The organism is Burkholderia sp. APQ4-4ca (assembly GCF_057837105.1).
This window is the reverse complement of the sequence record NZ_JBYQCG010000139.1, coordinates 40,503-61,643: the sequence shown is the minus strand read 5'-3', so window position 1 is coordinate 61,643 and position 21,141 is coordinate 40,503. Positions and strand designations below refer to the sequence as shown.

Annotated in this window: 21 protein-coding genes; 11 read left to right on the top strand and 10 right to left on the bottom strand. The window is 69.2% G+C overall.

Annotated elements, in window-relative coordinates; translation table 11 throughout:
• Nucleotides 1-331, top strand: a 331-nt coding sequence (locus AC3IFE_RS17480) for a hypothetical protein (RefSeq protein WP_489191333.1), incomplete at its 5' end; no start/stop codon positions are given.
• A gap of 95 nt (nucleotides 332-426) precedes the next feature.
• A complete protein-coding gene (locus AC3IFE_RS17475) occupies nucleotides 427-1,044 on the top strand; it encodes a glutathione S-transferase family protein (protein ID WP_489191331.1) in 618 nt (205 codons plus the stop codon).
• A gap of 61 nt (nucleotides 1,045-1,105) precedes the next feature.
• On the opposite strand, the gene AC3IFE_RS17470 is transcribed toward AC3IFE_RS17475, so the two are convergent.
• The 5 genes from AC3IFE_RS17470 to AC3IFE_RS17450 all read right to left on the bottom strand — a co-directional run bounded on the left by AC3IFE_RS17470 (nucleotide 1,106) and on the right by AC3IFE_RS17450 (nucleotide 6,175).
• The gene (locus AC3IFE_RS17470) at nucleotides 1,106-1,828 is read right to left on the bottom strand and encodes an HAD family hydrolase (RefSeq protein ID WP_089469080.1); all 723 of its coding nucleotides are present in this window, start codon (nucleotides 1,826-1,828) and stop codon (nucleotides 1,106-1,108) included.
• A gap of 24 nt (nucleotides 1,829-1,852) precedes the next feature.
• A complete protein-coding gene (locus AC3IFE_RS17465) occupies nucleotides 1,853-2,824 on the bottom strand; it encodes an ornithine cyclodeaminase family protein (RefSeq protein ID WP_489191329.1) in 972 nt (323 codons plus the stop codon).
• A gap of 110 nt (nucleotides 2,825-2,934) precedes the next feature.
• Nucleotides 2,935-4,065, bottom strand: coding sequence for a DSD1 family PLP-dependent enzyme (locus AC3IFE_RS17460; RefSeq protein ID WP_089469082.1), 1,131 nt, complete (start codon nucleotides 4,063-4,065; stop codon nucleotides 2,935-2,937).
• Between the two features lie 101 nt (nucleotides 4,066-4,166).
• Nucleotides 4,167-5,126 carry a LysR substrate-binding domain-containing protein gene (locus tag AC3IFE_RS17455; protein WP_489191328.1) on the bottom strand — a complete coding sequence of 320 codons (960 nt, stop codon included), beginning with the start codon at nucleotides 5,124-5,126 and terminating at the stop codon, nucleotides 4,167-4,169.
• Nucleotides 5,127-5,260: 134 nt separating this feature from the next.
• A complete protein-coding gene (locus tag AC3IFE_RS17450; protein WP_489191326.1) occupies nucleotides 5,261-6,175 on the bottom strand; it encodes an NAD(P)/FAD-dependent oxidoreductase in 915 nt (304 codons plus the stop codon).
• Between the two features lie 140 nt (nucleotides 6,176-6,315).
• Here AC3IFE_RS17450 and AC3IFE_RS17445 point away from each other — a divergent pair, with 140 nt between their 5' ends.
• From AC3IFE_RS17445 to AC3IFE_RS17430, 4 genes are all read left to right on the top strand, one after another.
• Nucleotides 6,316-6,756: an Rrf2 family transcriptional regulator gene (locus AC3IFE_RS17445; RefSeq protein WP_301737649.1), complete on the top strand. Its 441-nt coding sequence runs from the start codon at nucleotides 6,316-6,318 to the stop codon at nucleotides 6,754-6,756.
• A gap of 261 nt (nucleotides 6,757-7,017) precedes the next feature.
• Nucleotides 7,018-7,608: a DUF2760 domain-containing protein gene (locus AC3IFE_RS17440; protein WP_489191325.1), complete on the top strand. Its 591-nt coding sequence runs from the start codon at nucleotides 7,018-7,020 to the stop codon at nucleotides 7,606-7,608.
• Nucleotides 7,605-9,443, top strand: coding sequence for an Hsp70 family protein (locus AC3IFE_RS17435; protein ID WP_489191324.1), 1,839 nt, complete (start codon nucleotides 7,605-7,607; stop codon nucleotides 9,441-9,443). Before AC3IFE_RS17440 ends, AC3IFE_RS17435 begins: the two co-directional genes overlap by 4 nt.
• Nucleotides 9,444-9,448: 5 nt before the next feature.
• Nucleotides 9,449-12,235, top strand: a complete 2,787-nt coding sequence (locus AC3IFE_RS17430) for an Hsp70 family protein (protein ID WP_489191323.1) — start codon at nucleotides 9,449-9,451, stop codon at nucleotides 12,233-12,235.
• A 97-nt stretch (nucleotides 12,236-12,332) separates the two neighbouring features.
• On the opposite strand, the gene AC3IFE_RS17425 is transcribed toward AC3IFE_RS17430, so the two are convergent.
• Complete coding sequence (locus AC3IFE_RS17425) at nucleotides 12,333-12,563, bottom strand: hypothetical protein (RefSeq protein WP_489191321.1); 231 nt, start codon at nucleotides 12,561-12,563, stop codon at nucleotides 12,333-12,335.
• A gap of 48 nt (nucleotides 12,564-12,611) precedes the next feature.
• On the opposite strand from AC3IFE_RS17425, the gene AC3IFE_RS17420 reads away from it, so the two are divergent.
• The gene (locus tag AC3IFE_RS17420) at nucleotides 12,612-13,061 is read left to right on the top strand and encodes a hypothetical protein (protein ID WP_489191320.1); all 450 of its coding nucleotides are present in this window, start codon (nucleotides 12,612-12,614) and stop codon (nucleotides 13,059-13,061) included.
• A 56-nt stretch (nucleotides 13,062-13,117) separates the two neighbouring features.
• Here AC3IFE_RS17420 and AC3IFE_RS17415 read toward each other — a convergent pair whose 3' ends face one another.
• The gene (locus AC3IFE_RS17415) at nucleotides 13,118-14,542 is read right to left on the bottom strand and encodes a sensor histidine kinase (RefSeq protein ID WP_489191319.1); all 1,425 of its coding nucleotides are present in this window, start codon (nucleotides 14,540-14,542) and stop codon (nucleotides 13,118-13,120) included.
• Entirely contained in the window at nucleotides 14,529-15,194 is a 666-nt protein-coding gene (locus AC3IFE_RS17410; RefSeq protein ID WP_489191317.1) for a response regulator transcription factor, read from the bottom strand. Before AC3IFE_RS17410 ends, AC3IFE_RS17415 begins: the two co-directional genes overlap by 14 nt.
• A 237-nt stretch (nucleotides 15,195-15,431) precedes the next feature.
• On the opposite strand from AC3IFE_RS17410, the gene AC3IFE_RS17405 reads away from it, so the two are divergent.
• The 3 genes from AC3IFE_RS17405 to AC3IFE_RS17395 all read left to right on the top strand — a co-directional run bounded on the left by AC3IFE_RS17405 (nucleotide 15,432) and on the right by AC3IFE_RS17395 (nucleotide 18,199).
• On the top strand, nucleotides 15,432-16,457 hold the full coding sequence (locus tag AC3IFE_RS17405; protein WP_489191315.1) for an ABC transporter substrate-binding protein: 1,026 nt from the start codon (nucleotides 15,432-15,434) through the stop codon (nucleotides 16,455-16,457).
• A 111-nt stretch (nucleotides 16,458-16,568) separates the two neighbouring features.
• Nucleotides 16,569-17,879: an MFS transporter gene (locus AC3IFE_RS17400; protein ID WP_089469431.1), complete on the top strand. Its 1,311-nt coding sequence runs from the start codon at nucleotides 16,569-16,571 to the stop codon at nucleotides 17,877-17,879.
• Nucleotides 17,837-18,199: a hypothetical protein gene (locus tag AC3IFE_RS17395; protein WP_489191314.1), complete on the top strand. Its 363-nt coding sequence runs from the start codon at nucleotides 17,837-17,839 to the stop codon at nucleotides 18,197-18,199. The genes AC3IFE_RS17400 and AC3IFE_RS17395 overlap by 43 nt, the downstream gene beginning before the upstream one ends.
• A gap of 35 nt (nucleotides 18,200-18,234) precedes the next feature.
• Here the strand turns inward: AC3IFE_RS17395 and AC3IFE_RS17390 are convergent, their stop codons facing one another.
• Nucleotides 18,235-20,037, bottom strand: a complete 1,803-nt coding sequence (locus AC3IFE_RS17390; protein WP_489191313.1) for a sensor histidine kinase — start codon at nucleotides 20,035-20,037, stop codon at nucleotides 18,235-18,237.
• Entirely contained in the window at nucleotides 20,034-20,681 is a 648-nt protein-coding gene (locus AC3IFE_RS17385; RefSeq protein WP_089469095.1) for a response regulator, read from the bottom strand. The genes AC3IFE_RS17390 and AC3IFE_RS17385 overlap by 4 nt, the downstream gene beginning before the upstream one ends.
• Nucleotides 20,682-20,996: 315 nt before the next feature.
• On the opposite strand from AC3IFE_RS17385, the gene AC3IFE_RS17380 reads away from it, so the two are divergent.
• Nucleotides 20,997-21,122: a hypothetical protein gene (locus AC3IFE_RS17380; protein ID WP_489191334.1), complete on the top strand. Its 126-nt coding sequence runs from the start codon at nucleotides 20,997-20,999 to the stop codon at nucleotides 21,120-21,122.
• Nucleotides 21,123-21,141 lie beyond the last annotated feature (19 nt).

Genomic DNA, 21,141 nt, shown 5'->3' with positions numbered 1-21,141 from the left:
CGGGAGCCAGGATAGCCCGGCGATGAAGGCATGGCTCGCGCTGCCGGAGGACGAGCGGCGCACGCGCGAGCGCGACGGCATCGCCGCATGGCATGCGTGGGTCGACCGGCATCGCGACGCGATCGTCGAGCTGGGCGGGCCGCTCGGCAAGACCAAGGCCATCGATGCAGGCGGCATCCGCGACACGACCAATGCGTTGACCGGCTTTACCGTCGTGCGGGCGGCGTCGCACGATGCGGCCGCCGCGCTGTTCGACGGGCATCCGCATTTCACGCTGTTCCCGGGCGAGTCGGTCGACGTGATGCCGGTGCTCGCGATTCCCGGCGCGTGAGCGGCACGTGATGCCCTGCGACGCGCGTCGCTTCGTTCGATGCGCAGTGGCCCGGCATGCAGACATTTTCCCGACATTCTGGATGGAGACTGGCGATGAAGCTTTACGGATTTGCCGGCACGCGCTCGCAGCGCGCGCTGTGGGGGCTGAAGGAACTGGATGCGGATTTCGAATTCGTGTCGGTCAACCTGCTCGAGGGCGAGCACAAGCGGCTCGAATTCCTGCGCCTCAATCCGGCCGGCAAGGTGCCCGTGCGGGTGGACGGCGACCTCGTGATTCCCGAATCGGCCGCGATCGTGCTGTATCTCGCGGACAAGTACCCCGAGAAGGCGCTGCTGCCCGTCGATCCGGCGTTGCGGGCCGAGGCCTATCGGTGGGTCATGTTCGCGGTGACGGAGCTCGAGCAGCCGCTGTGGCGAATCACGCGGCACACGTTCCTCTATCCGCCGGAGAAGCGCTCGCCGGCCGATATCGAACTGGCGCGCGAGGATTTCACGACGATGGCCGCGATTCTCGACAAGCATCTGGAAGGGCGCGAGTTCATCGTCGGCGATACGCTGACGGTGGCCGATTGCGTGACGGCCTACCTGATCGACTGGGCGAGCGAATGCCACCTGATCGAACCGTTCCCGCAGCTGCGCGCGTATCTCGAACGGCTGTATGCGCGGCCGAAGGCGCCGCAGCGGATCGCGGAGGCGAGGAAGGCGGCGTGAAAGTGAAACGGGGAGCGGGGCCATGCGCGGCGCGGCGTAACGCGCCGCGCCCCGCCTACGATCACGAAACCGTATCGGGCCCGCCCAGCGCACGACACAGCATCGCCAGATCGCGCAACCTGAGATGCGGCGTTACCGCATGCGGCGGCGCCGGCTCTTCTTCCGCCGAAGGCTCGCGCACGACCCACGCGGCCTGAAGCCCCGCATTCACCGCGCCGACGATATCGAGGTGGAAGTCGTCGCCGACGTGCAGCAGTTCGGCCGGCCGCACGCCGAGTGCGTCCGCCGCCGCATGGAAGATCTCGGGTTCGGGCTTGGCGAAGCCGAATGCCCGCGCGCTGAGCGTCGTGCGGAAGAATTCGCCGCCGCCAGTGAGCCGAAGATCGGCGTTGCCGTTGGTGACCGCGATCAACGGAAAGCGTGCGCTCAACCACGCCAGCGCCGGCAGCGCGTCTTCGTAGAATTCGACGCGGTTACGCGCCGCGTAGAAGACGTCGTAGGCGCGCTCGGTCAGCGAGACATCTTCGTTCGCGCGTTCCAGCGCCAGCCGGATCGACCCGATTCGCATCGCGCGAAAGTCGCTGGCGAGATCCGGGCACAACCGTTCGTATTCCTCACGCAGCGCAGCGAGTGCCCGTTGCGTGGGCAGCACGCGCTCGGTATTCGGCGCGTGCTCGATCAACCATGCGCGAAGCGTCGCCTCGGCCCGTACGACGGATGGCCCGAACGGCCACAGGGTGTCGTCGAGGTCGAACGAGACGGCGGAAACTTGGGCGACACGCATGGCGGTTGAAAGCGGGAAGTCGTTTTACCAGGGCCACGGAACGGAGGTTCCGGTGCCGTTGTCGAGCGCGTGTCGATACAGCAAGCGCGCGACGGTCAGGTCCTGCAGCGCGAGCCCCGTCATGTCGAAGACGGTGATCTCGTGCGCGGCACGGTCGACCGATGCCGCACCCGCGAGGATGTCACCGATTTCCGTGCGCGGCAAATCCGGCGCCCACTGGCACTCGCCGATGCTGCGCGCCTGATCGTGATCGTCGACGACGATGCGCGCGCGCTCCAGCACGCCGGCCGGAAGTTCGCGCTTGCCCGCGGTATCGGCGCCCACGCAGGTCAGGTGGGTGCCCGGCTGAACCGCATCCGCGTCGAACAACGCGCCGCCGCCGGGCGTGGCCGTGATCACCACGTCGCTATGGGCCACCGCATCGTTTCGGTCGCGCGTCACGCCGATCGTGCATCGAGCGACGAAGTGTGCTTCGAACGCCGGGTCCGGCTCGCCGCTGACGGTCACGTACTGCACCGTGCATCGCTGCGGCAGCAGCGCGAGCGCGTAGTCGAGCTGCACGCGCGCCTGCACGCCGGTGCCGAATACGCAGAGCCGCGTGCTGTCGCGACGCGCGAGCTGTTGCAGCCCGAGGCCGCCCGCGGCGCCGGTTCGCGCGGTGGTGATCGCGTTGCCGTCCATGATGCACAGCGGCCGGCCCGTCGCCGGATCGAACAATGCGACGGTGGCCTGATGCGGCTCGCCGCCGCGCGCCCGGTTGCCGGGCCAGAACCCGGCGGCCTTGAAGCCGAGCAGGTCCTGGCCGGCGACGTCGCCTGACTTGATGCCGAACACGCCGCCGGTATGGAGCTTCTCGCGCACGACCGGGAATACGCGTCCGGCCCTTTGACTGTGCAGCACGAAGGCTTCGCGCACGGCCGCCATCACTTGCTCGGCCTGCAGGGCGGGCTCGACGGCATCGCGGTCGAGGAGAAGAAGGCGGGCGTCGGTCGGCATGGTCGGGGTGCCTGGTCGGCACGAGACGAATTCAGGATGTTTAAAGTTTGTCCAAACATGGACAAATAGTCAATGTATGTGACGGACGCGGGATGGAAGGCGGCTAGCGCTTACCACCCGTAGAAGCGCGGCCACGTCTGCGCGGCGCCGTCATCGCCGACGGCCTGATATTCGGGATGTTGCGCGCCGGTCGCGCACGCATGATTCGGCAGGATGCGCAGCCGCGTGCCGATCGGAAACCGTTGCGCGATGCCCGTATCCGGCGTACCGGTTCGCGACACGATCCCGTGTTCCTGGTTGGCGCCGCTCAGCAGGTAGCCGCCGAGCACGTCGCCGTCTTCGGTGCAGACTTGCCCGTAGCCGAAATCGTGCGCCTGGCGCTGCGTGCCGCGGTCGCGGCTCATCGCCATCCAGCCCGCGTCGACGATCGCCCAGCCTTTCTCTTCCTGATGGCCGATGACGGTGGTCAGCACCGACAGCGCGATGTCGGACGGCGCGCACACGCCGATGTTGTGCATCACGAGGTCGAACATCACGTACACGCCGGCGCGCACTTCGGTCACGCCGTCGAGTCGTTGCGCCGCCAGCGCGGTGGGCGTCGACCCGATGCTCACGACCGGGCACGGCAGGCCGGCGGCCCGCAGGCGTTCCGCGGCCCGCACGGTGCGGCTGCGCTCCTGCTCGGCGATCGCGACCAGCGCCTCGTGCGTGTCGTATTCGTAGCTGGAACCCGCGTGAGCCAGCACGCCGCCGAGCAGCATGCCGCCGTCGGTCAGCGCGCGGCCGACGTCGATCAGCAGGTCGGCCTCGGGCGGGATGCCCGAGCGGTGGCCGTCGACGTCGACTTCGATCCACACGTCGAAACGTTCGCCGTGCTCACGCCCGAAGGCGGCGATCGCGTGGGCGGCCGGCAGGCTGTCGGCGACGATCTTCAGGTCGCAGCCTTGCCGCCGCAGCGCGAGCGCCTGGCCGAGCTTGGCGGGCACCATGCCGACCGCGTAGACGATGTCGCGGATGCCGTCCGCGAAGAACTGTTCGGCTTCCTTGAGCGTCGATACCGTGATGCCCTGCGCGCCGGCCGCGATCTGCGCGTCGACGACCTGCCGGCATTTGGTGGTCTTGACGTGCGGCCGGAACCGCACGCCGAGCGCGTCCAGATGCGTCTGCATGCGGGCGATGTTGCGCTGCATGCGGCCGACATCGATCAATGCGGCCGGGGTGTTGAGGGTGCGAAGGTCCACGATGCGTCCGATTGCGGGGTTGCCGATGCGGACACTGTAGGGCGGTTGGCTCGCGTCGTGTTTAATGCGGGGCTAATCCGCCATTAAATTCAATTTAAGGCTCACGCCTTGCCGCGCCACGGCGGCGGATCGAGAAACTGCCGCGCGGCGTCGAGAAAAATCCGCTGCCGCGCGGAGCGGCCGGTACGCGACGGCAGCAGCGCCGTTACCGGCGCGGGCGGCAGGCGCCAGCCGGGCAGCAGCCGCACGAGCTTGCCGTTCGCGAGCAGCGGGGCGACGTCCCACTCGGAGCGCTCGACGATGCCGAGCCCGGCGAGCGCCCATTCGGTGATGACGGTGCCGTCGTTGGACGACAGCGCGCCGGTCACGCGGATGACGGTCGCCCGCCGCGATTCGCCCTCGACGCCGCTCGCGGGCGAGAAGCGCCAGCGCGGGATGTCCTCGTCGTTCTCGCGCAGGCACAGGCAGTCGTAGCGGGTCAGGTCGGACGGATGATTCAGGTCCTTGAGGCGGCGCGCGTACCCGGGGCTCGCGCACAGGAAGCGCTCGTTGGGCGCGAGCGGATAGCCGATCCACGAAGACGACTTGAGGCTGCCGACATGGACGACCACGTCGGCGCCCGATGCGCTGGTCAACGGGCTTTCCGACAGGTGGAGCGAGATTTCGAGCTTCGGATGCGCGCGCTGCACGTCGCGCACGATCCGCGCGACGTACTTGCGGCCGAAGCCGAGCGGGGCGACGACGCGCAGCGTGCCCTGCACGTCGCCGTGGTCGCCCGCGATGCTGACCGGCAGCGCCTCCATGCGCTCGAGAATGCCGACGGCTTCCTGGTACAGCCGCTGCCCTTCGTCGGTCAGCGCAATCCCTTTCGGCTGCCGCACGGCGAGCCTCGCGTTCAGGCGCGCCTCCATCCGCTGCAGGCGGATCGTGACCGCGGGCGGCGTGAGGTCGAGCAGCCGGGCCGCCGCGGCCAGGGAGCGCGACGTGCCGATCGCGCGGACGAGTCGAAGGTCGTCGAGGTCGAGCATTTCATGGCTCTTAATGCGGAGGGTGTCGAGCATTAAACCGCAGATCGCGCGGGGAAGCTATCGACGTGGCGTGGAGCGGCTGCGATGAGGATGGCCGGAACGCGGCCGCCGCTTTCGCCCGATACATCGAATTTCCCGATCGACCGTGACGCCCGCTGTACGCCCGCCTACGCATCCAATCCGAAAATCAGCGATCGATGTGCGCCCACGCCGGCCGCCACGCCCGAGGCCGATGCGAACGTCGCGTTGGTCATCAGGCTCGACGCATCGCCGGCCGCATACACGCCGGCGACGCTCGTCTGCTTCCACGTATCGACGCGAATCGCGGTGCCGAGCGGTCCCTCGTCGAACGCGCAGCCGAGCTGCTGCGCGAGGTCGCTCGCCATGGCGGTGCGCGCGCCGACGAACAACGCATCGATCGGCACGACCTGCCCGTCGGCGAGCCGCAGCGCGTCGATACGCGGCGCGTCGCCGAGGATCTCGACGACCGGCGCGCGCTCGATGCGCACGCCGCGCGCAGCCAGCAACGCGGCTTCCTCTTCGTTCGCTTCGACCACGCCCTGCGTGAACCACGTCGTCGGGCCCCAATCCGGAATCAGGATCGCCTGATGGACCGACAGCGGATGCGTGGCGAGCACGCCGAGCCGCTGGCCGCTCACTTCATACCCATGGCAGTACGGGCAGTGCAGCACGCTGATGCCCCAGCGTTCGGCGAGCCCCGGCAGCGCGGGCAGTTCGTCGCGGATGCCGGTCGCGAGAATCAGCCGGTCGGCGCTCGCGCGGCTGCCGTCTGCCAGCGTCACGTGAAAGCGCCCGTCCGCGTCGCGTTCGGCGTGGCGCGCGTCGCCTTCGATGCGCTGCACGGTCGGATACGCGGCAAGCTGCGCGCTCGCTTCGGCGACGATCCGCGCGGGCGGCTTGCCGTCCTGCCCGAAGAAGCCGTGCGCGTGTTCGGCAAAGCGGTTGCGCGGCCGGCCGGTGTCGATCACGAGCACGCGGCGGCGTGCGCGCGCCAGCTGCATCGCGGCCGACAGCCCGGCAAAGCTGCCGCCGATCACGATCACTTCATGATGGGTATCCATACATCCACTCCTTTCTGAACCTGCGTAATGGACAGACGTGCTTCGCTGGCGGCCAACTCATGAAACACGAGAAGTTGCATGATAGGGCGGTGATATCATTCATGCAACTTCAGAAGTTTCGAGAAAGGGGAGTCCCGCCCGTGAGAACCGACAGCCGTTTGTCGCGCATGCTGCATGCGCTGATCCACATGGACCAGGCCGACGGCCCGCTGACGTCGGAGACGATCGCGACGATGCTGGGCACGAATCCGGTCGTCGTGCGGCGCCTGCTCGGCGGCTTGCGCGATGGCGGCTACGTGCAGTCGGAGAAGGGGCACGGCGGCGGCTGGGCGCTGAGCGTCGCGCTCGACGCCATCACGCTGCTCGACGTCTATCGCGCGGTGGGCGAGCCGCCGCTGTTTTCCGACCTGGTGTCCGAGGACGCGCCCGAATGCCTGGTCGAACAGGCGGTCAACGCGCATCTGTCGGCGGCGCTGAAGGACGCCGAAGCAGCGCTGCTCGCGCGCTTCGGCGAAGTCACGCTCGGCATGCTGTCGCAGGATTTCGAAGCGAAGGCGGCGCGGCTGCGCAAGCCGCGCTGACGCAGCGCAGCACGCCCGTAGTACGCGCATGACGCACGCTTCGGCGCGCCCCGGCGCGATCGAAACCGTCGCGCCGCGATGTTCTGTCCCCCAACTTCTGCCCGGTTCGCCCGCCACAGGGCAAAATACGGGTTTTCCGCACCCGCGAGGGCGCGTTCGAATCACGCGCCGGGCGGCGCCAGTGCGCAGGCCGCGCGCCGCCGCCGGGCGCCCAGGCAAGAAACGCTCGCCCCGCCGCGAGCCCACAGGAGTCCAGACCCCATGCCCGAATCCAACCTGTCCTTTTTCGGCCGGCTGTCGCTGGCCGTCGGCACGTTCTTCTCCGTGCTCGGCAATCGCGAATTCGCCGCCGAAGTGCTGCGCGTGCGCGATGGCGCCCCGGCCCCGGTCGCGCCGGTCCCGACGCCAGCGCCCGCTGCCGCGCCCGTCGCACCCGCGCCGGTGAAGGCGCCGGCCCCGGAGCTGCGCGAAGCGAACCCGCAGGCCGCCCTGCAACTGCTCGGCCTGCTGCAACGCGATGCGCGTTTCATCGATTTCGTCGAGGAAGACATCGCCGGCTACGCGGACGCCGACATCGGCGCGGCCGCGCGCCTCGTGCACGACGGCTGCCGTGCCGCGCTGCGCGAACACTTCACGATCGTGCCGGTGCGCGACGAAGCCGAAGGCAGCCGCGTGACGCTGCCGGCCGGCTTCGACGCGACGGCCGTGCGCGTGACCGGCAACGTGGTCGGCTCCGCGCCGTTTACCGGCACCGTCAGCCATCGCGGCTGGCGTGTTTCCGACGTGCGCCTGCCGAAGCTGACGGGCAGCCACGACGCATCGGTCGTCGCACCGGCGGAGGTGGAACTGTGAGCGATTCGCGCTATTCGATCGGTATCGACCTCGGGACGACCCATTGCGCGCTGTCGTACGTCGACAGCAGCACGAGCGACGGCGAAAAGATCGTGCAGCAGGTGCTGCCGATCGCGCAGCTCACCGCACCGGGCGCGCTGGAATCGCGTGACCTGCTGCCGTCGTTCCTCTACCTGCCGCATGAAAGCGAGCTGACGCAGGGCGACCTGACGCTGCCGTGGACCGCCTCGCGCGCGTTCGCGGTCGGCGAGATGGCGCGCACGCGCGGCGCCGGCACGCCGATCCGCCTCGTGTCGAGCGCGAAAAGCTGGCTGTGCCATCCGGGCGTCGATCGCCGCGCGGCGATCCTGCCGAGCGATGCGCCGCCGGAAGTGGCGCGCGTGTCGCCGCTGGAAAGCTCGATCCGCTATCTGACGCACCTGCGCGAAGCGTGGGACCACGCGCACCCGGATGCGCCGTTCGCCGACCAGGACGTGACGGTCACGATTCCCGCGTCGTTCGATCCGGCCGCGCGCGAGCTGACGGCCGAGGCCGCACGCGCCGCCGGCTACTCGCGGATGACGCTGCTCGAAGAGCCGCAAGCGGCGCTCTACAGCTGGATCCAGAAGAGCGAGGGCGGCTGGCGCAAGCAGGTGCAGGTCGGCGACCTGATCCTGTGCGTCGACGTCGGCGGCGGCACGACCGACCTGTCGTTGATCGCGGTGGTCGAGCGTGACGGCAATCTCGAACTGCATCGCGTGGCGGTGGGCGAGCACATCCTGCTCGGCGGCGACAACATGGACCTCGCGCTCGCGCACGTGGTCGCACGCAAGCTCGCGCAGCAGGGCATGCAGGCCGATCCGTGGCAACTGCGCGCACTGACCTACGCGTGCCGTTCGGCGAAGGAAACGCTGCTGTCCGACCCGACGACCGACGCGGTGCCGCTCGTCGTGCCGAGCCGCGGCTCGAAGCTGATCGGCGGCTCGATACGCACGGAGCTGACGCGCGCGGAACTGACGCAGACGATCCTCGAAGGCTTCTTCCCGCAGGTCGATGCGGCCGCGCGCCCGGTGAGCCGCGCGCGTGTCGGCCTGACGCAGCTCGGCCTGCCGTATGCGCAGGATGCCGGCATCACGCGCCATCTCGCGGCGTTCCTCGGCCGCCAGGTCGCGGCGCTCGACACGCTCGAAGGCGTGCAGCGCACGCTGCCGCAAGGCGCGACGTTCCTGCATCCGACCGCCGTGCTGTTCAACGGCGGCGTGTTCAAGTCGACGCTGCTCACGCAGCGCGTCCTCGACACGCTCAACGGCTGGCTCGCCGCCGAAGGCGCGCCGCCCGCGCGCCTGCTCGAAGGCGCGGATCTCGATCTCGCGGTCGCGCGCGGCGCGGCGTACTACGGCTACGTGAAGCGCGGCCGCGGCGTGCGCATTCGCGGCGGCACGGCGCGCGCGTACTACGTCGCGATCGAATCGGCGATGCCCGCGGTGCCGGGGCTGGAGCCGCCGGTGCAGGCGCTGTGCGTCGCGCCGTTCGGGATGGAGGAAGGCTCGGACGCTGCGCTGCCGCCGCAGGAGTTCGGCCTCGTCGTCGGCGAACCGGTGCAGTTCCGCTTCTTCGGGTCGTCGGTGCGTCGTCAGGACCAGGTCGGCACGCTGCTCGACTACTGGTCGGCGGAAGAACTGCAGGAGCTCGAGGAAATCCAGGCGACGCTGCCCGCCGAAGGGCGCACCGTCGGCGAAGTCGTGCCGGTGAAGCTGCATGCGCGCGTGACCGAAGCCGGCACGCTCGAACTCGAGGCGATCCCGAGCGGCACGAACGAGCGCTGGAAGGTCGAGTTCGACGTGCGCGGCGCCTGAGCGCGATGAAGCGTTATACGGTCGGCATCGACCTCGGCACGAGCAATACGGTCGTCGCGTACGTCGAAGCCGGTTCCGACGCGATCCGCGTGTTCGACGTCGAGCAACTGGTCGGCCCCGGCGCGGTGGCCGCGCAGCCGCTGCTGCCGTCGGTGCGCTATCACCCGGCGGCGGGGGAACTGCCGCCGGATGCGTTGCGGCTGCCGTGGGCGGCCGATGCGAAGGCCGCTCCGAACGCGGATGCGAAGGCCGATCCGAAGGCCCACGCTAATGCGGCCGGTGCACGGCCCGCCGTGATCGGCCGCTACGCGCGCACGCTCGGCGCGCAGGTGCCGGGCCGGCTCGTGTCGAGCGCGAAGAGCTGGCTGTCGCACGCCGCGGTCGACCGGCTCGCGGCGATCCTGCCGTGGGGCGCGGCCGACGGCGTCGACAAGGTGTCGCCGGTCGATGCGAGCGCGAGCTACCTGGCGCACGTGCGCGACGCGTGGGACGCACGCTTTCCCGATGCGCCGCTCGCGAAGCAGGACGTGATCCTGACGGTGCCCGCGTCGTTCGACGACGGCGCGCGCGCGCTGACGGTCGAAGCCGCCAAACGCGCGAAGCTGCCGGCGCTGCGGCTGCTGGAGGAGCCACAGGCCGCGTTCTACGACTGGCTGTACGGCCAGCGCGCGACGTTGCGCGACACGTTTGCCGCGCCGCGGCGCGTGCTGATCTGCGACGTCGGCGGCGGCACGACCGACCTCACGCTCGTCGACGTCGCGCCGGGCGACGACGGCGAGCCGACCTTTACGCGCGTCGGCGTCGGCAATCACCTGATGCTCGGCGGCGACAACATGGACCTCGCGCTCGCGCGCCTGGTCGAGTCGCGGCTGACCGAGCCCGGTACGCGGCTGTCGGCCGCGAGCCTGTCGCAACTCGTCGAGCGCTGCCGTGCGGCGAAGGAGCGGCTGCTCGGCGACGACGCGCCGGCGTCCGTCACCGTCACGCTGCTCGGCGCGGGCAGCAAGCTCGTCGGCGGCGCGCGCTCGGCCGAGCTGACACGGCAGGAAGTCGAGCAGATCGTCGTCGACGGGTTCTTTCCGCAGGTCGAGGCCGACGAATTGCCGCGCCGCGCGCGCGCGGCGATCGTCGAATTCGGCTTGCCGTATGCGAGCGACGCGGCCGTCACGCGCCACGTCGCCGCGTTCCTGAACCGTCATGCGGAAGGCCCGCTGCCCGACACGCTGCTGCTCAACGGCGGCGTGTTCCGCGCGGGCGCGCTCGCCGGCCGTCTCGCGCAGACGCTCGGTGCGTGGCGCGGCGCACCGCTCGACGTGCTGCACAACGCGCATCCCGATGTGGCCGTCGCGCGCGGCGCGGTGGCCTACGGGCTGGCGCGTGCCGGCCACGCGCCGCGCATCGGCGGCGGCTCCGCGCGCAGCTATTTCCTCGTGCTCGACGATGGCGAAGGCGACGCGGGCGCACGCGGCGTCTGCCTGCTGCCGCGCGGTGCGGAAGAGGGCCGCGAGATCCGGCTCGACGATCGCACGTTCGCGCTGCAGCTCGGGCAGCCGGTGCGCTTCCACCTCGTATCGACGGTGGCAGACACGAAATATCGACCCGGCGATCTCGTCGATCTCGACGGCGGCGATTTCGTGCGGCTGCCGCCGATCGCGACGGTCGTCGACGCGAAGGCGGCCGGCGACGCGCGCGAAACGCCGGTGAAGCTCACCGCGTCGCTGACCGAGGTCGGCACGCTCGAAATGCATTGCATCGCGACCGACGACGCGGCGCGCCGCTGGCGGCTCGAATTCCAGTTGCGCGGCGATGCGCCGGTTCACGGCGACGATGCGGCGTCCGCCCGGCATCCGCGGCTCGACCAGGCGATCGAGCTGATCGAGCGCTCGTTCGGCAGCAAGGTTGCGGGCGTCACGCCGAAGGACACGCGCCGGTTGCGCGCGCAACTGGAACAGGTACTCGGCGCGCGCGAAGACTGGGACGTCGCGCTGGCGCGCGAACTGTTCGACGCATTGCTCGCGCGGGCGCGGCGGCGCCGCCGCTCGGCCGATCACGAGCGCGCATGGCTGAATCTCGCCGGGTATTGCCTGCGTCCGGGCTTCGGCCATCCGCTCGACGCGTGGCGCGTCGAGCAGCTGTGGCCGCTGTTCGACGACGGCATTCAATACGTGACCGACGCGCAGGTGTGGTCCGAGTGGTGGACGCTGTGGCGGCGCGTGGCCGGCGGCCTCGACGACGATGCGCAGACGCAGGTGCGCGACGCAATCGCCTTCCTCGAACCGTCCGACGACAAGCGGCGCAAGCTGCCGTTCGATCCGGCCAAGGTCGGGCCGGCGGACATGACGCGGTTGTCCGCGTCGCTCGAACGGCTGCCTGTCGAACGCAAGGTCGAACTGGCCGAGCGCCTGATCGCGCAATTGCAGAAGCCGGCCGAACGCGCGTTGTGCGCGTGGGCGCTCGGGCGGATCGGAGCAAGGCGGCCGTTCTATGGCAGTGCGCATAGCGTCGTGCCGGCGGAAATCGTCATTGGCTGGCTCGATGCGCTGTTCACGCTCGACTGGAAGCAGGTCGAGCCGGCTGCGTTCGCGGCGGCACAGATTGCGCGGATGACGGGCGATCGTTCGCGCGATCTGCCGGACGATACGCGCGAGGCCGTCATCAAGCGCCTGTCGGCCGCGAATGTATCGGCGGCGTGGATCGACATGGTCCGTGAAGCGATCGCGTTCGACGAAGCCGATACGGTGCGCGTGTTCGGCGAAACGCTGCCGGCCGGGTTGAAGCTGTTGGGCGATTAAGAACAGTACGGGACGCTTCGATCTCGTTTGCGGATCGAAGCGTCCGGTCTCGGTCGCGGTCGTGCCGCCCATGGCACGACGTCGAAGCCGGTTTCATTCAGGCGTGCGGTACCACTTCGCGACGCTTTTCCGCTGATTCGATTTCTGCTCCATCGCACGCGGTTACCGAACGGGTATCGCCAATACCGAAACGGGCATTGTGTTGTCGACGCACAAGGCGTGATGCGGGCACGGCCGCGCCGCGTTCGTGCGTGCGGCCACCGTGCGGCGACGGCGAATGTGCGTTCATGAGCCGCCTGGAAAAATCGTCACCGATACCGAGATTCACGGTAGATTGACGGTCTCCTGATCTCGACCGCCACGGGGTTGCCGCGCCATGTTGACCTATTCCATCCAGAAAGTCGGCTACGATTTCAATCAGCTCGATCAGCAGGGCGCGACCGACTACGCGTCGTTCGTTCATGCGTTCGATGCGTTTCCTTGGGCGGCTCAGCACGTCGAATGGAACGAGACGCAGGACGGCCCGCTACCGGCGCTCGTGCTGCAGCATGCCGACGATCAGCGCGAGCTGTGGGTGACTGCGTTGACGGACGCACACTCGGACGGTTTCCAGATCAATGCGGTGTCCATGCGGATGAAGAAGGGGCTTTTCGGCATCGGCAAGGGCAAGCTGGAGCAGCACGTCGAGACGATCGACGTGAGAAAGCGCGTCGACGTCGACGCGTTGTGCCGGTTGTTCTGCGCGCGCCAGTATGACGAGCTGGACGAACGGGTTGCGCGACATGCGCAGCGCAACGCCGACGACGATCGGGACAGCGACGACTGAACGCGTGTCGTCCGGCGGCGTTCAATCGGGCCTGACTGCGCCGGATCTGCGGTTGCCTAAGCGTCGCTTGCGGCGTGCGTCGCCGCCGCGCGCGGAAACGTCAGCACCACCGCGAACCCGCCTGCTTCGGGAAACGCGAACCCGACGCGCCCGCCGTGCGCCTTCATCACTTCCTGCACGATCGCGAGCCCGAGCCCGGACCCGGTACGCCGCTCGCTGCCGTCCGGCGCGATCCGCACGAACGGCTGCAACGCCGCGCCCCAATGCTCGCGCGGTATCCCGCGCCCGTTGTCGGTGACGGTCAGCGTCACCGCCTGATCCGCGTTCCCCATGGTCGCGACCGACACGACGATGTCGTCCGCATGCCCATGCAGCAGTGCGTTGTGCAGCACGTTCGACAGCGCCTCCTGAAGACTGATCGCATCGCCGTCGATCCATGCATGCGGCGCGTCGCTCGCGAACGCAACGGCCACGTCGCGCTCGCCGGCGAGCGGAATCGTGCGGCCCAGGACCTCTTTCGCGAGCGCGACGAGTTCGACCGGTTGCAGCGGCACGGCCTCGGTGCGGTGAATCACCATCGCATGATTGAGCAACTGGCCGGTGAGCCGGCCGACGTCCGAAGAGGTCGCACGCAACGCATCGAGCCGCGCCGCGTGGCGCGCCGGATCCGATTCGCCGTCGAGGAGCTCGATCTGCGCGTCGAGCCGCGCGAGCGGCGTGCGCATCTGATGCGCGGCGTCGGCGATGAAGCGCTGCATCGCGTTGATCCGCTCGGCGAGGCGATGCATCAGGCCGTTGATCGACCCGATGATCGCGTCGATTTCGCTCGGCGTATCGACGGCCACCGGCCGCAGGTCGGCCGGGTCGCGCGCGGCGATGATCGTGCCGATCTGCGCGAGCGGGCGCAGGCCGCGCCGGATCGCGAGGCCGCTCGCGCCGATCGCGAGCACGCTCATCAGCAGGATCAGCGTCCATACCTTGATGCTCATGTCGTTCGTCAGTTGCTGGCGGGCGTTGGTTGTCTGCGCAACCGTCACGAGCGCCCAGCCCGGCGTGCTTTCCTCGGGCATGTAGCGCGCGATCGTCGCGGTGCGCACCCGGTGCCCCTGGTAGACGGCATTCGCGAACGCGGGGCCCTGCTTCGCGGCGGCGAGCGTCGCGGGGCTCGCGAGATCGTTGTAGCCGGCCACGACCACGCCGCGCGAATCGACCACCTTGTAGTAGACGAGGTCGTAGCGCGACAGCGTCGACAGCGCGGCCACCGGCGGATTCAGCGCGAGCACGCCGCCTTGCACGTAGAGGTTTTCCGCGACCTGGATCGATGCGCCGGCGAGCAACTGGTCGTACGCGCGTTCGGCCGCGACGCCCGCGTAGTAGCGCGCGGTCGCCGCGAGCGCGAGCGCGCCGGTCGCGACGACGAGCGCGATGAACAGCAGCGTGCGCCCGAACAGCGTCTTCGGGAACCAGTCAGTGCGCCGCAATCTGATACCCCATCCCGCGCGCGGTGCGGATTTCGACCGAGCTGCCCTGCAGCTTCCTGCGTACGCGCGTCACGTATTGCTCGACCGCGTTCGCGGTCGGCTCGTTGCCGAAGCTGAACAGCTGGTTCAGCAGTTCTTCCTTCGAGAAGATCCGCTGCGGGCGGCTCGCGAGGATTTCGAGCAGCGCGAATTCCTGGCGCGACAGCGACAGCGGCTGGCCGTCGAGTTCCGCGAGGCGGCTGCTGCGGTCGATCACGAGGCCGGCGAGCGTCAGCACGTCGTTCGCGTGGCCGCTGTTGCGGCGCAGGAGCGCCTGCACGCGTGCGTCGAGTTCGCGGTAGTCGAACGGCTTCACGAGGTAGTCGTCGGCGCCGAGGCCGAGGCCGCTCACACGGTCGTCGATCGCCGAGCGCGCGGTGACGAGCAGCACGGGCGTCGTGCTGCCGGACGCGCGCAGGTGGCGCAACACCGTGAAGCCGTCCATGCCGGGCAGGTTCGCATCGAGCACGACGAGATCGAAGCGCTCGACGCGCAGCAGCCCGTTCGCGGTCGCGCCGTCGGTTTCGAGATCGACGGCGTGGCTGAGCCGCGCCAGCCGGCTGCGGATCGCCGCGCCGATTTCGGCATCGTCCTCCACGACGAGAATGCGCATGGTGCCGTTCGCAGGTAGATGGATTAGGGGTTTTCCCGGGGCCGGGATGTCAGCATTTTCTCAGACTCGGCCGATAACCTGTGTCGAGCCGGAAGCAGGATGCAAGGACGGCATTAATACCAGAAATATTCAAGGAGACGGCAACATGCAGCATGTCACGGGCACGACGAACGCGCGCCGCGGCGCCACGCCGGCTTGCGCGCGGCCGCTGGCCGTCCGCCGCACGGCGGTGCGTGCATGATCACGTCGCCGCGCCGCCGCGCGTTGATCGCAGCCGGCCTCGGCGTGCTGGGCGTGCTCGGAGCGCCGGCGCTCGTGCGCGCGAAGCCGCGCACGGTGCGGATCTCGAAAGGCTATGGCGTGCTGTACCTGCCGCTGCTCGTGATGGAGAAGCAGCGGCTGTTCGAGCAGCATGCGGCGCGCCACGGCGTGCGCGACGTCGCGGTCGACTGGGTGCTGCTCGACGGTGGCAATTCCGTCAACGACGCGATGATGGCCGGCACGCTCGATTTCGCCGGCGCCGGCGCGCCGGGTTTCATCGAGCTGTGGGCGCGGGCGCGCGGCATTCCGAACGTCGAGGTAATAGGCATCAGCGGGCTGTCGACCACGTCGCTGTCGCTGAACGCGAATCGCGCGGGCCTCGTGTCGCTGCGCGACTTCACGCCGTCCGACCGGATCGCGGTGCCGGGCATCCGCACGTCGCTGTCGGCGGTCGTGCTGCAGATGGTCGCGAGCCGGCAGCTCGGCCCGACGCATTTCGCGCAGCTCGATTCGATCACCGTGAACCTGCCGCATCCGCAGGCGATGCAGGCGCTGATCCGCCGCGAGAACGGCGTGACCGCGCACTTCACGTCGCCGCCGTTCTCGACGCTGGAACTGCGGCAGCCGGGTATTCACCGTGTCGTGAGTTCGGTCGACGTGCTTGGCCCGATGACGCTCGACGTCGTGTTCGCGCCGAAGCGGCTCGTCGATACGGAGCCGGCGCTCGCCGCCGCGTTTCTCGGCGCGCTCGACGAAGCGAACCGCCTGATCGCGCAGGACCCGCGCGCGGCGGCCGCGCTCTATGCGGCGTCGTCCGGCGTCGGCGTGTCGCACGACGACGTGATGCGGATGCTCGCCGCGCCGGACACGCGCTTCTCGGTGCGGCCGAACCAGCTGATGGACTACGTCGACTTCCTGTACCTGGCCGGCACGATCAAGGCGAAGCCGCGCGCGTGGCACGAGATGTTCGCGCCGATGCTCGACGACTACCGGTCGGGTTGAGCCACGCGGGCCGCGATCCGAGTCCTTCATCGAACCACGTGACGCCCGCGCGTTCATCAAGCGCGGCGCCGATTCAACCGATATGCAACCGATTCACCCAAGGAGCCTGAAGTGAACGCTACCGACACCCTGGACCCCGCGTCCGCCGAAGAACAGCGCATCATGTCGAAGATGGCGCGGCGCCTGCTGCCCATCCTCGTCGTGATGTTCCTGATCGCGTTCATCGACCGGCAGAACGTCGGTTTCGCGAAACTGCAGATGGTGCACAGCCTCGGGATGACGGAAGCCGCGTTCGGGCTCGCGTCGTCGCTGTTCTTCATCGGCTACCTGCTGTTCGAGGTGCCGAGCACGCTCGCGCTGCATCGTTACGGCGCGCGCGTGTGGCTCGCGCGCATCATGCTGACGTGGGGGCTCATCACGGTGCTGATGGGCTTCACGACGTCGATGCCCGCGTTCTGCTCGCTGCGCTTCGTGCTCGGCATCGCCGAGGCCGGCTTCTATCCGGGCGTGATCTATTACCTGACGCTGTGGTTTCCGCAGAGCTACCGCGCGAAGGTGCTCGGCATCTTCACGCTCGGCAGCGCGCTCGCGAACATGCTCGGCTCGCTGGTCGGCGGCCTGCTGCTGAGCCTGAACGGCGTGTGGGGGCTGGCGGGCTGGCAGTGGGTGTTCGTCGCGACGGGCATTCCGGCCGTGATCGTCGCGATCGTCGTGTTCCGCGTGCTGCCCGCATCGTTCCGCGAAGCGCCGTTCCTCGACGAACGCGAGAAGCAGATCGTCGCGGCCGCGCTGGAGCGCGAGAAGCCGGCGCAGGCCGAGCACGGCCAGCCGTGGAAGGCGCTGCTCGATCCGCGCGTGATGCTGTTCGCGGCGACCTACATGCTGATGTCGACGTCGCTGTACGGCGTCACGTACTGGCTGCCGACGCTCGTGAAATCGTTCGGCGTGTCGAGCACCACGAACGGGTTCCTGAGCATGCTGCCGTGGGCGCTCGCGGTGGTGCTGCTGGTGTGGCTGCCGGCGAAACTGCGCCGCGCGAAGAGCATCCTGCGCACGATCGCGATCGTCGCGGCGCTCGGCGCGCTCGGCTTCCTGTTGAGTCTCGTGCTGCCGTCGACGCCGCTGCGCTTCATCGCGCTCGTGCTGGGCGGCGCGTGCATCCCGCTGCTGTATCCGTGCTTCTGGTCGATGCCGCCGCGCTACTTCACCGGCGCACGGGCGGCCGCGAGCGTCGCGGCGATCAACTCGATCGGCAACCTCGGCGGCTTCTTCAGCCAGAACCTGATGCCGTTCGCGGGCAAGGTGACGGGCACCGCGTTCGGGCCGATGATCGTGCCGATCGTGTGCCTCGCGTTGCTCGGCTTCGGTGCGCTGGTCGCGTGGACGCGCTCGGAGCGGGGGATGGTCGCGGCGCGGGCGTGATGGCGTGCGGCGTTGCCGCGGCGTCGGCCGGTTTCCGATGCTCCGGAAACAGGACGACGCATGCCGGTTCGGCGGCAAGTACTCGAGCGCGCTACCGTGCCGGGCACATGCGACGAATGGAGCGGGAAATGACGAAAGGGGCGACGATGAACATGTCTTGCGACGGCGTTGCGCATCGCGCGCGGCGCGCGTTTTTCGCACGTCGGCGGGCATCGCGTGACGAGGCGCGGCGGACCGGCGAATACATCGATGCGGCAAACGTGCGCGCGGAACTCGAGCGCCTGCCGAAAGCGGCGCGCTCGACGAAGGCAGTCGACTAAACCGTCGTTGTCCGGCGCCTCCCGCCGCCCCCTGTCTACCCCCGCGAACCTCCGTGCTCGCCGTGCGCGAGCGCCGCAGGCGACGGCACCCGCGGAATCTCGACCTCGACCGTCGTGCCTTCGCCGAGCGTCGTCGCGATCCGCAGCGTGCCGCCGACCAGATACGCACGCTCGCGCAACCCCACCAGCCCGAACGACGCCGACTTGCGCGGCACGGCGGGATCGAAGCCCGCGCCGTCGTCGCGTATCGTCAGCGCGATCGCTTCGCTGCCGCACACGAGGTCGACGTCCGCGTGCGATGCGGCCGCGTGCCGGGCGACGTTCGCGAGCGCTTCCTGCGCGATGCGGAACACGGCCGTCGCATACGGCTCGTCGAGTTGCAGCTCGGGCGGCTCGACGTGCAGCGAACAGGTAATCCCGTGACGATGCCGGAAATCTTCCACGAGCCATTGCATCGCCGCCGCGAAGCCGAGATCGTCGAGCATCAGCGGGCGCAGGTCCGACGCGATGCGGCGCGTCGCGGCCACCGCGCCGCGCGCGAGCGCATGCATCGCCGCGATCTTGCGTGCGAGCGATGCGTCGTCCTGCGGCACGCGGTCGATCAGCCATTCGAGATCGTTCTTCAGCGCCGCGAGCGACTGCGCCAGTTCGTCGTGCAGTTCGCGCGCGATGCGGCGCTGCTCGGCTTCGCGCGCGCTGGCGCTGATCGCGGCGATCTCGCGCAGCTCCTCGCGCGACGCCTGAAGCGCCCGTTCCGCGCGCACGCGCTCCTCGACTTCGCGCCGCAAGTCGCGGTTCGACGCGCTCAGCTGCGCGGTGCGTGCGGCGACGCGCTGTTCGAGCCGTTCGTTCGCATCGTTCAACTGCGCGCTTTTCTGCACGACGAGCAGATGCTGGTAGCGTGCGCCGGCCAGCGCCCGCACCGTCTGCGCGTGCAGCCGGCCGTTCTCGAACAGCATCGCGAACAGCACGACGCCCGATGCGACGAGACCATACGCGCGCCCCGCATAGAAACCGAGATCGAAGCGCCCATGATTCAGCATCGACGACAGCGCGATGTCGAACAGCCACGCGACGAGCACCGTCATCACCCACAGGTCGAGCACGGAATGGCGGCGCCGCTGCCGCCACATCAGCATCAGCGCGACCAGGTTCAAGCCCCAGACGACGGTGATCGCTTTCGTCATCGTCGCGGTCATCCGGTTGCCGCTCATGATGTGCGGCAGCAGGTCGTGGCCGGCCGTCGCGAACAGCGCGAGCGCGACCGTCGCGCCGATCGCGGCGGCGATGCAGAGGCCGACCGGAATCGCCGCGCGGCGCTGCGGTGCCGGAGCCGGGGCCGGACGCCCGCGCGACGTCGCGCGCAGCAGCGCGTACGCGGCGACCGACAGCGGAAAGCCGCCATGCCAGAACAGGTACAGCCATGCGGTGGTCTGCTCCCCGGCGCCGAGCAGGCCGGTCGGCGCGAACAACCCGGGGAAGGTCAGCATGTGCGTGCCGGCCATGAACGCCGTGAACAGGTAGCCGCCCGCCAGCACGAGCAGCGGCTTTTCGCGCAGGATCGCGTACTGGCCGAGCAGCAGGCCGGCCGTCACCATGTCGTCGACGACGATCGCCGACTGATACACGGGAATGAACGCCCAGCCCGGCGCGAGCGGCTTGGCCGCGAACGGCGCGAGCGCGGCGAAGATCACGGCCGATACGAGCACCGTCGCGAGCGCGAGCCGCCGTTCGCGCCGGCCCGGCGGCAGCGACGACATGAACAGGCGCGACGTGTCCCGGTCATCGTCGTTCGGCGGCGGCGGCGGAGCGGGCGGGAAGCGGAAGGCGGCCATCATGCGTCGTCGGCCCCGAGATCGAGATCGTGGCGCACTGTGTAGCGGACCAGCGCGGCTTCGTGCGGCAGCCCCATCTTCTCGAGGATCCGCGTCTTGTACGTGCTGACCGTCTTCGCGCTCAGAGCGAGTTCGGACGCGATTCGCGTGACGGTCTGACCGGCGACGATGCGGCGCATCACGTCGAACTCGCGCGCGGACAGTCGCTCGTGCGGCAGGGCCTGAGCCGGCGCGCGCAGCGTGTGGGCGAGGCTTTCCGCCGCGGACGGGCTCACGTAGACGCCGCCCGCCGCGACCTTGCCGACGGCCTCGACGAGCTCGGCGGTCGCACTGTCCTTCGTCAGGTAGCCGGTGGCGCCGGCCTTGAACGCGCGCGCCGCGTACTGCGCTTCGGTGTGCATCGTCAACACCAGCGTGCGCAGCGACGGCGCCTGGCGCTTGACCAGCCGGATCAGCTCGATGCCGGTCGGCGCGGGCATCGACAGGTCGAGCAGCAGCACGTCGGCGGCCATGCGCTCGGCCAGCGCGAGCGTGCCCGAGCCGTCGCTCGCCTCGCCGACGATCTCGAAACCGCCGGCCATCTCCAGAATGTGACGCAGTCCGTCCCGCATGACTGCGTGATCGTCAGCCAGAATTACCCTGATCATCTTCCAGCATTCCTCTTCGGGATGACGCCGCGCGTTGCTGTCGTTGCTGTCCGGTTGTCGCCGCGGCCGTTCTTCTGACCAATATATTCCCCCGGACCCGAAAACGGTACTCGTTCGCGAAATTTTCAAGACGGTTGATCGAGGAATCCGCACTGCGACGAAATAATTCACGGGACAGCACCCCGTGCGCCGCCCATGCGAATCAGGGTATTCCCGGATGATCGTTGCACCCGATGCGGGCCGGCGCGGCCTCGACGGGCCGGCCCCGCGAATCGTTCCGATTCGGGCCGGCTGCTGACCCACGAGTTCCGTCACGTGCATCAATACGAGGCCGCCGGCTCGATCGGCGCGTTTCTTGCTCGCTATCTGCGCGAGATCGCGACGGTCGGCTACCGCGATGCGCCGCTCGAGGTCGACGCGCGGCAACACGAGTTCGATTGACGCTGGCCTCCGACGCCGG